Source organism: Streptococcus pseudopneumoniae, assembly GCF_038148955.1.
Lineage (GTDB): Bacteria > Bacillota > Bacilli > Lactobacillales > Streptococcaceae > Streptococcus > Streptococcus pseudopneumoniae_T.
Map to the genome: position 1 here is coordinate 1 of NZ_JBBJZY010000007.1, position 11756 is coordinate 11756.

The 11756-nt window shown below is 41.2% G+C and carries 14 protein-coding genes; 7 read left to right on the forward strand and 7 right to left on the reverse strand.

The window, feature by feature from the left end:
• Positions 1-106: 106 nt before the first annotated feature.
• The 3 genes from WKI23_RS03635 to radC all read left to right on the forward strand — a co-directional run bounded on the left by WKI23_RS03635 (position 107) and on the right by radC (position 3403).
• Positions 107-226 carry a galactose-6-phosphate isomerase gene (locus WKI23_RS03635; protein ID WP_368078981.1) on the forward strand — a complete coding sequence of 40 codons (120 nt, stop codon included), beginning with the start codon at positions 107-109 and terminating at the stop codon, positions 224-226.
• 162 nt (positions 227-388) lie between these two features.
• Positions 389-2680, forward strand: a complete 2292-nt coding sequence (gene pcrA, locus WKI23_RS03640) for a DNA helicase PcrA (RefSeq protein ID WP_368078982.1) — start codon at positions 389-391, stop codon at positions 2678-2680.
• 42 nt (positions 2681-2722) lie between these two features.
• Positions 2723-3403: a RadC family protein gene (radC, locus tag WKI23_RS03645; protein WP_224219069.1), complete on the forward strand. Its 681-nt coding sequence runs from the start codon at positions 2723-2725 to the stop codon at positions 3401-3403.
• Here radC and WKI23_RS03650 read toward each other — a convergent pair.
• The 7 genes from WKI23_RS03650 to WKI23_RS03680 form a co-directional block, all read right to left on the reverse strand.
• Positions 3400-4089: a gamma-glutamyl-gamma-aminobutyrate hydrolase family protein gene (locus WKI23_RS03650; protein ID WP_368078983.1), complete on the reverse strand. Its 690-nt coding sequence runs from the start codon at positions 4087-4089 to the stop codon at positions 3400-3402. The two genes, radC and WKI23_RS03650, sit on opposite strands and share 4 nt — an antisense overlap.
• Positions 4090-4106: 17 nt before the next feature.
• Complete coding sequence (locus tag WKI23_RS03655) at positions 4107-4748, reverse strand: redox-sensing transcriptional repressor Rex (RefSeq protein ID WP_000653420.1); 642 nt, start codon at positions 4746-4748, stop codon at positions 4107-4109.
• Positions 4749-4830: 82 nt separating this feature from the next.
• Positions 4831-5046, reverse strand: coding sequence for a DUF4649 family protein (locus tag WKI23_RS03660; RefSeq protein WP_368078984.1), 216 nt, complete (start codon positions 5044-5046; stop codon positions 4831-4833).
• A 7-nt stretch (positions 5047-5053) separates the two neighbouring features.
• Complete coding sequence (locus tag WKI23_RS03665) at positions 5054-5401, reverse strand: DUF1831 domain-containing protein (RefSeq protein ID WP_084890267.1); 348 nt, start codon at positions 5399-5401, stop codon at positions 5054-5056.
• 4 nt (positions 5402-5405) lie between these two features.
• Complete coding sequence (locus WKI23_RS03670; RefSeq protein WP_368078985.1) at positions 5406-6521, reverse strand: cysteine desulfurase family protein; 1116 nt, start codon at positions 6519-6521, stop codon at positions 5406-5408.
• A gap of 9 nt (positions 6522-6530) precedes the next feature.
• Complete coding sequence (locus WKI23_RS03675; RefSeq protein ID WP_368078986.1) at positions 6531-7490, reverse strand: ribose-phosphate diphosphokinase; 960 nt, start codon at positions 7488-7490, stop codon at positions 6531-6533.
• A 112-nt stretch (positions 7491-7602) separates the two neighbouring features.
• Positions 7603-8172, reverse strand: a complete 570-nt coding sequence (locus tag WKI23_RS03680; protein WP_368078987.1) for a CYTH domain-containing protein — start codon at positions 8170-8172, stop codon at positions 7603-7605.
• 128 nt (positions 8173-8300) lie between these two features.
• On the opposite strand from WKI23_RS03680, the gene WKI23_RS03685 reads away from it, so the two are divergent.
• The 4 genes from WKI23_RS03685 to pta are packed head-to-tail and all read left to right on the forward strand — an operon-like array spanning position 8301 to position 11685.
• Positions 8301-8972 carry a GTP pyrophosphokinase gene (locus WKI23_RS03685; RefSeq protein WP_000171681.1) on the forward strand — a complete coding sequence of 224 codons (672 nt, stop codon included), beginning with the start codon at positions 8301-8303 and terminating at the stop codon, positions 8970-8972.
• Complete coding sequence (locus WKI23_RS03690) at positions 8956-9774, forward strand: NAD kinase (RefSeq protein WP_338618255.1); 819 nt, start codon at positions 8956-8958, stop codon at positions 9772-9774. Before WKI23_RS03685 ends, WKI23_RS03690 begins: the two co-directional genes overlap by 17 nt.
• Positions 9771-10667 (forward strand): RluA family pseudouridine synthase, encoded by an 897-nt coding sequence (locus WKI23_RS03695; protein WP_368078988.1) that lies wholly within the window; start codon positions 9771-9773, stop codon positions 10665-10667. The genes WKI23_RS03690 and WKI23_RS03695 overlap by 4 nt, the downstream gene beginning before the upstream one ends.
• A 43-nt stretch (positions 10668-10710) precedes the next feature.
• A complete protein-coding gene (gene pta / locus WKI23_RS03700; RefSeq protein ID WP_368078989.1) occupies positions 10711-11685 on the forward strand; it encodes a phosphate acetyltransferase in 975 nt (324 codons plus the stop codon).
• The last annotated feature ends 71 nt before the right edge of the window (positions 11686-11756 follow it).

An 11756-nucleotide genomic window follows, 5' to 3' on the forward strand; every position in this document is an offset into this window, starting at 1 on the left:
GATTTTTTCCAACTCTATTTGTAAGCATATCATAACCAGGTATCTATGATTCAGGGTACTCCTCCTGTATACTATTAGTAAAGCAAAACTAGGGGAGAATATTTTAGTGTCGCAATCTATTGTTCCTGTAGAGATTCCACAATATTGTCGTTTTGATTCTAAAAAGAGAAATGAAATTCTGTTTAACGTTCGTATTGGCAAGCTTAAATTTACCTTTTTTTATTGAGCGAGTTCAGGAAAAGATTAAGTCAAAAAGTTAGGTATTTTATAGACTGTGGTATAGTATTTTAGCTTCAATCAACTACATTTTGCTACTCCCCGTAAAGTTTCTATTTTCCCTGATTTCTGATATAATAGAAATATTGACTTCAAGAGTAAGGAAGAGAAGATGAACGCATTATTAAATGGAATGAATGACCGTCAGGCTGAGGCGGTGCAAACGACAGAAGGTCCCTTGTTAATCATGGCAGGGGCTGGTTCTGGAAAGACTCGTGTTTTGACCCACCGTATCGCTTATCTGATTGATGAAAAGCTGGTCAATCCGTGGAATATCTTGGCCATTACCTTTACTAATAAGGCTGCGCGTGAGATGAAAGAGCGTGCTTATAGCCTCAATCCATCCACTCAGGACTGTTTGATTGCGACCTTTCACTCCATGTGTGTTCGTATCCTACGTCGCGATGTGGACCATATTGGCTACAACCGAAATTTCACTATTGTAGATCCAGGGGAGCAACGAACTCTCATGAAACGGATTCTTAAGCAGTTGAACCTGGATCCGAAAAAATGGAATGAACGGAGCATTTTAGGGACTATTTCCAATGCCAAGAATGATTTGATTGATGATGTAGCTTATGCTGCCCAAGCTGGCGATATGTACACGCAAATCGTGGCCCAGTGTTATACAGCCTATCAGAAAGAGCTTCGTCAGTCAGAGTCGGTTGACTTTGATGATTTGATTATGCTGACCTTGCGTCTTTTTGATCAAAATCCTGATGTTTTGACTTATTACCAGCAAAAATTCCAATACATCCACGTTGATGAGTACCAAGATACCAACCATGCCCAGTACCAACTGGTCAAACTCTTGGCTTCACGCTTTAAAAATATCTGTGTGGTTGGGGATGCGGATCAGTCTATCTACGGTTGGCGAGGTGCTGATATGCAGAATATTTTGGATTTCGAGAAAGATTATCCCCAAGCCAAGGTTGTTTTGTTGGAGGAGAATTACCGCTCAACTAAAACCATTCTCCAAGCGGCCAATGAGGTTATTAAAAATAATAAAAACCGCCGTCCTAAGAATCTCTGGACCCAAAACGCTGATGGGGAGCAAATCGTATACTATCGTGCCAATGATGAGCTGGATGAGGCTGTATTTGTAGCCAGAACCATCGATGAACTTAGTCGCAGTCAAAACTTCCTTCACAAGGATTTTGCAGTTCTCTATCGGACTAATGCGCAGTCCCGTACTATTGAGGAAGCCCTGCTCAAGTCAAATATCCCTTATACCATGGTTGGAGGAACCAAGTTCTACAGCCGTAAGGAAATCCGAGATATTATCGCTTACCTCAATCTTATTGCTAATTTGAGTGACAATATCAGTTTTGAGCGTATTATTAACGAGCCTAAACGTGGAATTGGGTCAGGCACTGTTGAGAAAATCCGTGATTTTGCCAATATGCAAAACATGTCCATGCTAGATGCTTCAGCAAATATCATGTTATCTGGCATTAAAGGGAAGGCGGCCCAATCTATCTGGGATTTTGCTAATATGATTCTGGATCTGCGGGAGCAACTGGATCAATTAAGCATTACTGAGTTGGTTGAGGCGGTTCTAGAAAAAACAGGTTATGTCGATATTCTTAATGCCCAAGCAACTCTGGAAAGTAAGGCTCGTGTTGAAAATATAGAAGAGTTCCTTTCTGTGACGAAAAACTTTGATGACACCTCTGATGGTCCAGAAGAGGAAACTGGTTTGGACAAACTGAGTCGTTTTTTAAATGACTTGGCCTTGATTGCGGATACAGATTCAGGTAGTCAGGAGACATCAGAAGTGACCCTGATGACCCTGCATGCTGCCAAAGGTCTCGAGTTTCCAGTTGTCTTTTTGATTGGGATGGAAGAAAATGTCTTTCCGCTTAGCCGTGCAGCTGAAGATCAAGATGAATTAGAAGAAGAGCGCCGTCTGGCCTATGTAGGTATCACACGTGCAGAGAAAATTCTCTATCTGACTAATGCCAACTCGCGCCTACTTTTCGGTCGTACCAACTACAACCGTCCAACTCGTTTTATTAACGAAATCAGTTCAGACTTGCTTGAGTATCAAGGTCTAGCACGTCCAGCAAATACAAGCTTTAAGGCATCATATAGTAGTGGTGGTCTTGCCTTTGGTCAAGGTATGAGTCTTGCTCAGGCCCTTCAAGACCGTAAACGCAGTGCAGCACCAAAAACTATCCAGTCAAGCGGTCTCCCGTTTGGTCAATTTTCAGCTGGTGCAAAATCAGCGTCTAACGAGACAAATTGGTCCATTGGTGACATTGCTCTCCACAAAAAATGGGGAGAGGGAACTGTTCTGGAAGTTTCAGGTAGCGGTGCTACGCAGGAATTAAAAATCAATTTCCCAGAAGTTGGCCTGAAAAAACTTTTAGCCAGTGTGGCCCCAATTGAGAAAAAAATCTAATTTTTCATCCTTCTCACGAATAATAAAGTGAGGAGGATTTTTATGTACAGTATTTCATTCCAAGAAGATTCATTATTACCAAGAGAGAGACTGGCTCAAGAAGGAGTAGAAGCGCTCAGTAATCAAGAGTTGCTAGCTATTTTACTCAGAACAGGAACACGGCAAGCCAGTGTTTTTGAAATTGCCCAGAAAGTTTTGAACAACCTTTCAAGCCTAACAGATTTGAAAAAAATGACCCTACAGGAATTGCAGAGTCTGTCTGGTATCGGTCGTGTTAAGGCTATAGAATTACAAGCTATGATTGAACTGGGGCATCGTATTCATAAACATGAGACCCTTGAAATGGAAAGTATTCTCAGCAGTCAAAAGTTGGCTAAGAAGATGCAGCAGGAATTGGGCCATAAAAAACAAGAGCACCTGGTGGCGCTCTATCTCAATACTCAAAATCAAATCATCCATCAGCAGACCATTTTTATCGGTTCTGCCACTCGTAGTATCGCTGAGCCGCGAGAGATTCTTCATTATGCCATCAAGCATATGGCGACCTCTCTCATCTTGGTTCATAATCATCCTTCAGGAGCGGTAGCCCCTAGCCGAAATGATGATCATGTCACTAAACTTGTTAAAGAAGCCTGCGATCTGATGGGAATTGTCCTCTTGGACCATTTGATTGTCTCTCACTCCAGCTACTTTAGTTATCGAGAAAAGACAGATTTAATCTAAAGTTCATTAACGATATAGTCAAAGAGGTTTTTATCTTTGGGACGATTTTCAAATAGCAATTCTGGATGCCATTGGACACCGAGGAAGGCAACATCATTCGTACTTATAACGGCTTCAATGATACCATCTTTAGGATCATGAGCTGCAATCTTTAAGTTGGGAGCTAAATCCTTGATGCTCTGGTGGTGGAAGGAGTTGATATGGGAGATTTCTCCATAGATTTCTCGAAGAACAGTATCAGGTTCTGTTACCAAACGCTGGGTTGTGTACTCAGCAGAACAATCCTGCCAGTGGTCTTCTATATCTTGGTACAGAGTTCCGCCCATGGCAACGTTAAAGAGTTGAGTCCCACGACAGACAGAGAAAATTGGCTTTTGCTGTTTAATAGCTTCCTTGATGAGGGCCAGTTCAAAGATATCTCTTTGAAGGTGGTAGTCATCGCTATCAATGGTTTTTGGTTCACCATAGAATTTTGGATCAACATTTTGCCCGCCTGTCAAGATGAGCTTGTCAATCATACTGATATAGTGGCAGGCCATTTCTTGATCACCAATCGGTAGGATGATGGGAATCCCTCCAGCGTCTTTAACGCCTTCCACAAAGCCTTTTGCTGCGTAGCTCATCATGATGTCATCATCAGGATGAGTTTTTTCGTTTCCTGTAATCCCTATAACTGGTTTTTTCATAAAATGATTTTCGCTTTCTAATCCTCTTTTCGCATGAAATAGAGGAGGGTTTGGAGTTCACTTGTCAGATCGACATACTGAACGACCACGTCTTTTGGTAAATGCAGATGGACTGGTGAAAAACTGAGAATTCCTTTCACACCAGCATCTACCAAGAGATTGGCAACCTCTTGGGATTTAACGCTAGGAACTGTCAGGATAGCCGTCTTGACATCAGCATCCTTGATTTTATCCTTGATTTGAGAAATTCCGTAAATGGGAATTCCATCAGGAGTTTGGGTACCGACTTCAGGATGGTTATCTAGGTCAAAGGCCATGATAATTTTCATCTTGTTGCGCTCATGGAAGCGGTAGTGGAGAAGAGCGTGGCCCATATTTCCAATACCAACCAGCATGACATTGGTAATAGAGTTATCATTGAGCAAATCGGCAAAAAACGTCATCAGTTTTTTGACATCATAGCCAAAACCACGACGACCTAGTTCACCAAAATAGGAAAAATCACGACGTACGGTCGCTGAATCAATCCCAATGGCCTCTGCAATTTGTTTAGAGTTGGCACGTTCAATCTTTTCTGCATGAAATCTCTTAAAAATTCGATAGTAGAGAGAGAGTCTTTTCGCTGTAGCTTTTGGAATAGCAGACTGTTTATCTTTCACAAAATCACAACCTTTCTATTCTTCTATTTTATAGAAACATTGTGAAAAAATCAACAAAAATAAGAAAAAACTAAGAAAAATCTTAGTTTTGATGTAAAAATTCTGTATCTGATAGAAAACGGTAGAGGTCTCCGACCAGCCCCTGATAAACTTCTTGTCCCTTAAAAGTCAGAGAAGTCACATAAAGTGTATCTGGTAGGGTCACACATCCTGACAGAGCCAGCATGAGAGCTTCATAATCCTCATACTTGAGAGTGCGCTCTACATGATAGCTGTCCTTATAGGTCAGTTCAAACATATGGGACCTATCTTTCAGATTTTGTAAAGACACCACGCTCTACCAAGCTATCCATGAGGAAGTAGAATTTTTCCTGATGAATGTGGTGGTCTTCTGATTTGAAAATATCAACCAGACGAAGACCAAACTTGTCAGTGATATTGATTTTAGCCCCTGTGAGTTCCTTGTTAATGATGATTTTGAGTTGGAAGCCTTCACCACTGTTTGGCACTTTTTCAAGTAGGCGAGTCAGTTCATAGTTACCAACCTTAGTCTCAAAAAAGGTGTTGTCCTTGAGGGTGAATTTTTTAACAGAAGGGTTAAGAGTGTAGTCGTAACGACAATTTTTTAACTGAATGGTTTTTTCAAATGCCATAAGGCTAACCTCCGATAATTTCTTTTAAGGTTTTTGCGAGGGTTTGTAGCTCTTCAACAGTGTTTTGTGGCGACAAACTGATGCGAACGGATTCCTTCAAGCGTTCTGAATTTGCCCCGTACATGGCCTCGAGAACATGGCTGGATTGGACAATGCCTGCCGTACAGGCTGAGCCAGTAGAGATAGAGATTCCAGCTAAGTCTAGACGGAGGAGTAAAAGGTCGTTTTTCTGACCAGGAAATCCAATATTGAGAACATAGGGGAGATGATGCTCTCCTCTATTCAGGTAATACTGAACTCCCTCAAGCTCCGCAAGAAAGGCAGTTTCTAGATTTTGTACATGTTGGAAATGTTCTTCTTGTTTTTCTAGGTCTTCTTTTAGGGCTGCAAGCATGCCTACGATGGCAGCCAGATTTTCAGTCCCTGCACGTTTTTTCTGTTCTTGGTCTCCGCCATGAAGATAGGAATCAAAGTCCATGCTAGATGCGTAGAGGAAGCCGATTCCCTTAGGACCATGGAATTTATGGGCTGAAGCAGTGAGAAAATCAATGCCCAATTCTTCTGGGTGAATAGGGATTTTTCCGATAGCCTGAACTGCATCAACATGATAGGCAGCAGAGTGTTGTTTGAGTATTTGGCCAATTTTAGCAATGGGAAGTAGGTTTCCAGTCTCATTATTGGCAAACATGGTAGAAACCAAAATCGTATCGTCACGTAAGGCTTCTTGAATTTGCTGGGCGGTGATTTCTTGATTTTCTGGCTGGATAATGGTTACTTCAAAACCAAAGTGTTGAACCAAGTAATCAATCGTTTCAAGGACGGCATGGTGCTCAATGGCAGTTGTGATAATATGTTTTCCTTGTTCTTGGTGACGAAGGCAGTAGCCAATGATGGCAGTATTGTTGCCTTCGGTTCCACCAGAAGTGAAAAAGATATGTTGAGGTTTTGTCCCTAGTAATTGAGCTAGTTCCTGACGTGCTTCGCGCAAAAGTTTGCCAGCTTGACGACCATGACCATGGATACTAGATGGATTGCCATGGGTTTCTTGCATAACCTTGGTCATAGCTGAAATAGCAACTGCTGACATAGGAGTCGTCGCAGCATTGTCCAAATAAATCAAAGAATCACCTTATTTCTTTTTGTTGTAAGCAAAGAGTGGGCTGACTGGTTTTCTTTCGTGGATACGGACGATGGCATCACCAATTAACTCACTAGCAGTGATGTAGCACACGTTTTTAGGAGTTTTTTCTTTTGTTGCTACTGAATCAGTCACAAGAATTTCTTTAATCTTAGTATTGTCAAGAAGTTCAGCAGCTCCTTCAACGAAGAGACCGTGGCTAGAAACAGCATAAATTTCTGTAGCTCCTTCACGTTCAACGATTTTAGAAGCTTCAGAGAAGGTACGTCCTGTATTCAGAATATCGTCAATCAAGATGGCTTTCTTACCTTCAACATCACCAATAATGTAACCTTCGTTACGAGTTGCATCGTCTTGAGGGTAGTCGATAATAGCGATAGGAGCATCAAGATATTCAGCCAGGCTACGAGCACGTTTCACACCTGAATTTTTAGGGCTAACGACAACAACATCTGAACCGAGTAGGCCCTTATCGCAGTAATGTTTTGCGAATAGGGGAACAGTGAAAAGATTATCCACTGGAATATCAAAGAAACCTTGAACCTGAACAGCATGCAAATCAAGCGTAAGAACACGGTCAACTCCAGCCTTAACCAGCATATTAGCAACTAGTTTAGCTGTAAGTGGCTCACGTGGTGAAGCAATGCGATCTTGACGTGCATAGCCAAAATATGGAAGGACAACGTTGATACTGTGGGCACTTGCACGCACACAAGCGTCGACCATGATTAACAATTCCATTAGGTGGTTGTTGACAGGGAAACTTGTTGATTGGATGATGTAAACATCATAACCACGGACACTTTCTTCAATATTCACTTGGATTTCTCCGTCTGAAAATTGACGTGATGATAGTTTTCCAAGTGGGACACCAACAGCTTGAGCAATTTTCTGTGCAATTTCTTGGTTAGAGTTGAGTGCGAAAAGTTTCATGTTTTTTCTATCTGACATTATAGACCGTCCTCTGTAAACTTTATAAATCCTAGTGATATTTGCTTTACATATATGAACTGGGATTCGTGTATTTTTATCTTTTCTATTTTACCAAAAAATGGAGATTATTTCAGCTATTTTTCATACTTTTGACAAATCGAACCAATTTTGAGGGAGCTTTTTGATAAGCAATCTGATTTTCCTCTAAAAATTGCTGGAAATCCTGTTTGCCTTGCTCGTGATTCTCCACTTCAAGCTCTAATTCGTAATCTGTCAGATCGAAGTATTGACTCTCATCCAGCGCCATGAGACCAATAGCTGTCTTCATTTCATAGCGAAGCGTTGTGAGACAACCAAGCACATGCCACTCACTAGTTTGGATACCATGTTTCGCCAATTCATCAAGAACCAGCCCTTGAGGAAGTTCTTCCTTATTCAGATAGTTCTCAGCATCTTTTAGTTGCAATTTTTGGTTATACTCCATGTTTCCAACACTTTGTGGGACTTTGAGTGTCAATTCTGCCCAGTCTTCAAAAGTTCGAATGCGCATAGCAACTTTCTTTTCTCGAAGTTCAAAATTAGGCGTGTCAATGTAGTAATTTTTTTGAAGAACAGGAGTGACGTCTGTGAACTGGTCTTTTAGACGATTGTATTCATCTTTTTTCAATAGTGTTTTCAATTCAATTTCTAAATGTTTCATTTTTCTTACCTTTTCTTTATCTATGAAAGCGGATTATATGATATAATAGCTTTGTATTTATTGTATATGAATCTGGAGAAAAAATCAAAGATATTTTTGAAGGATAATATGAGAACAAGGGAGAATATATGACCTTAGAATGGGAAGAATTTCTAGATCCTTACATTCAAGCTGTTGGTGAGTTAAAGATTAAACTTCGTGGTATTCGTAAGCAATATCGTAAGCAAAATAAGCATTCTCCGATTGAGTTTGTGACCGGTCGAGTCAAGCCAATTGAGAGTATCAAAGAAAAAATGGCTCGTCGTGGCATTACTTATGCGACCTTGGAACACGATTTGCAGGATATTGCTGGTTTACGTGTGATGGTCCAGTTTGTAGATGACGTCAAGGAAGTAGTGGAGATTTTGCACAAGCGTCAGGATATGCGAATCATACAGGAGCGAGATTACATTACTCATAGAAAAGCATCAGGCTATCGTTCCTATCATGTGGTAGTAGAATATACGGTTGATACCATCAATGGAGCCAAGACAATTTTGGCGGAAATTCAAATTCGTACCTTGGCCATGAATTTTTGGGCAACGATAGAACATTCTCTCAACTACAAGTACCAAGGGGATTTCCCAGATGAGATTAAGAAGCGACTGGAAATTACAGCTAGAATCGCCCATCAGTTGGATGAAGAAATGGGTGAAATTCGTGATGATATCCAAGAAGCCCAGGCACTTTTTGATCCCTTGAGCAGAAAATTAAATGACGGTGTAGGAAACAGTGACGATACAGATGAAGAATACAGGTAAACGAATTGATCTGATAGCCAATAGAAAACCGCAGAGTCAAAGGGTTTTGTATGAATTGCGAGATCGTTTGAAGAGAAATCAGTTTATACTCAATGACAGCAGTCCGGACATTGTCATTTCCATTGGTGGAGATGGCATGCTCTTGTCGGCTTTTCATAAGTACGAAGACCAACTTGATAAGGTACGCTTTATCGGTCTTCATACAGGACACCTGGGCTTTTATACCGATTATCGTGATTTTGAGTTGGATAAGTTAATGACCAATTTGCAGCTGGATACCGGAGCAAGGGTTTCTTATCCGGTTTTGAATGTGAAGGTTTTTCTTGGAAATGGAGAGGTCAAGATTTTTCGTGCCCTCAACGAAGCCAGCATTCGCAGATCCGATCGAACCATGGTGGCAGATATTGTCATCAATGGTGTTCCCTTTGAGCGTTTTCGTGGAGACGGGCTAACAGTTTCGACACCGACTGGTAGTACTGCCTATAACAAGTCTCTTGGCGGTGCTGTTTTACACCCTACCATTGAAGCTCTGCAGTTGACAGAAATTGCCAGCCTCAATAATCGTGTCTATCGAACGCTGGGCTCTTCCATTATTGTGCCTAAGAAGGATAAGATTGAACTCATTCCAACAAGAAATGATTACCACACCATTTCGATTGACAATAGTGTCTATTCTTTTCGTAGTATCGAGCGAATCGAGTATCAAATTGATCATCATAAGATTCACTTTGTCGCGACTCCTAGCCATACCAGCTTCTGGAACCGCGTTAAGGATGCCTTTATCGGCGAGGTGGATGAATGAGGTTTGAATTTATCGCAGATGAACATGTCAAGGTTAAGACCTTTTTGAAAAAGCACGAGGTTTCTAAGGGGCTGCTGGCCAAGATTAAGTTTCGAGGTGGGGCTATTCTGGTCAATGACCAACCGCAAAATGCAACTTATCTATTGGATATTGGAGACCGCGTTACTATCGATATTCCCGCTGAGGAAGGTTTTGAAACTCTGGAAGCAATCGAGCGTCCACTGGATATTCTCTATGAGGATGACCATTTTCTAGTCTTGAATAAACCCGATGGAGTGGCGTCTATTCCTAGTGTCAATCACTCCAATACCATTGCCAATTTTATCAAGGGTTACTACGTCAAGCAAAATTACGAAAATCAGCAGGTTCACATTGTGACCAGACTTGATAGGGACACTTCTGGCTTGATGCTCTTTGCCAAGCACGGTTATGCCCATGCACGATTGGACAAGCAGTTGCAGAAGAAATCTATCGAGAAACGTTACTTTGCTTTGGTTAAAGGAGATGGATATTTAGAGCCGGAGGGAGAAATTATTGCTCCGATTGCGCGTGATGAAGACTCTATTATTACCAGACGAGTGGCTAAAGGCGGAAAGTATGCCCATACTTCCTACAAGATTGTAGCTTCTTATGGAAATATCCACTTGGTCGACATTCGCCTTCATACTGGACGAACCCACCAAATCCGAGTCCATTTTTCTCATATCGGCTTTCCTTTGTTGGGAGATGACTTGTACGGTGGTAGTCTGGATGACGGCATCCAACGTCAGGCCCTGCATTGCCATTACCTATCTTTTTATCATCCATTTTTAGAGCAAGACTTGCAGTTAGACAGTCCCTTGCCGGATGATTTTAGTAACCTTATTAAACAGTTATCAACTAATACTCAATAAAAAATATTAGAGTATAATTTATTATTTTTAAAGGAGAAAACTCATGGAAGTTTTTGAAAGTCTCAAAGCCAACCTAGTTGGTAAAAATGTCCGCATCGTTCTACCTGAAGGAAAAGAACCTCGTATTCTTCAAGCTACGAAACGCTTGGTAAAAGAAACAGATGTTATTCCAGTCTTGCTTGGTAAACCAGAAAAAATTAAAATTTACCTTGAAATTGAAGGGATTCACGAGGGTTATGAAGTCATCGATCCTGACCACTACGCTAAGTTTGACGAAATGGTTGCTGCGCTCGTTGAACGTCGAAACGGTAAGATATCAGAAGAAGAAGCTGCTAGACTCTTACGTGAAGACGTTAACTACTTTGGTGTAATGCTAGTATATATGGGCTTGGTTGACGGTATGGTTTCAGGTGCACTTCACTCAACTGCTGCAACAGTTCGTCCAGCCCTTCAAATCATTAAAACTCGTCCAAATGTGACTCGTACTTCAGGTGCCTTTTTGATGACTCGTGGTTCAGAACGTTACCTATTTGGTGACTGTGCTATCAATATCAATCCTGATGCAGATGCCTTGGCTGAAATTGCGATTAATTCAGCAATCACTGCGAAAATGTTTGGTATAGAACCAAAAATTGCTATGTTGAGCTATTCAAGTAAAGGTTCTGGTTTCGGTGAGAACGTTGATAAGGTAGTAGCAGCTACACAACGTGCGCACGAACTACGCCCAGACCTTGAAATAGATGGGGAATTGCAATTTGATGCCGCCTTCCACCCTGAAACAGCAGCTTTAAAAGCTCCAGGAAGTAAAGTGGCTGGACAAGCAACTGTATTCATCTTCCCAAGTATCGAAGCTGGAAATATCGGTTACAAGATTGCAGAACGTCTCGGTGGTTTCTCTGCTGTAGGACCTGTTTTACAAGGTTTGAATAAGCCAGTTAACGACCTTTCACGTGGATGTAGTGCAGAAGATGTTTACAATTTAACTCTTATCACAGCAGCCCAAGCAGTTCATCAATAGCGAAAACTATAAAGTGGCATACTATGATATACTATAGTTAGGAAAAGTATGTATGAAGAAGCAATGCGGCT

What these genes read in the sequence shown, in the direction of transcription:
- pcrA (WP_368078982.1), top strand. Translation starts at nt 389, where the DNA reads ATGAACGCATTATTAAATGGAATGAATGACCGTCAGGCTGAGGCGGTG.
- radC (WP_224219069.1), top strand. Translation starts at nt 2,723, where the DNA reads ATGTACAGTATTTCATTCCAAGAAGATTCATTATTACCAAGAGAGAGA.
- WKI23_RS03650 (WP_368078983.1), bottom strand. Translation starts at nt 4,089, where the DNA reads ATGAAAAAACCAGTTATAGGGATTACAGGAAACGAAAAAACTCATCCT.
- WKI23_RS03660 (WP_368078984.1), bottom strand. Translation starts at nt 5,046, where the DNA reads ATGTTTGAACTGACCTATAAGGACAGCTATCATGTAGAGCGCACTCTC.
- WKI23_RS03665 (WP_084890267.1), bottom strand. Translation starts at nt 5,401, where the DNA reads ATGGCATTTGAAAAAACCATTCAGTTAAAAAATTGTCGTTACGACTAC.
- WKI23_RS03675 (WP_368078986.1), bottom strand. Translation starts at nt 7,490, where the DNA reads ATGTCAGATAGAAAAAACATGAAACTTTTCGCACTCAACTCTAACCAA.
- WKI23_RS03680 (WP_368078987.1), bottom strand. Translation starts at nt 8,172, where the DNA reads ATGAAACATTTAGAAATTGAATTGAAAACACTATTGAAAAAAGATGAA.
- WKI23_RS03685 (WP_000171681.1), top strand. Translation starts at nt 8,301, where the DNA reads ATGACCTTAGAATGGGAAGAATTTCTAGATCCTTACATTCAAGCTGTT.
- WKI23_RS03690 (WP_338618255.1), top strand. Translation starts at nt 8,956, where the DNA reads ATGAAGAATACAGGTAAACGAATTGATCTGATAGCCAATAGAAAACCG.
- WKI23_RS03695 (WP_368078988.1), top strand. Translation starts at nt 9,771, where the DNA reads ATGAGGTTTGAATTTATCGCAGATGAACATGTCAAGGTTAAGACCTTT.
- pta (WP_368078989.1), top strand. Translation starts at nt 10,711, where the DNA reads ATGGAAGTTTTTGAAAGTCTCAAAGCCAACCTAGTTGGTAAAAATGTC.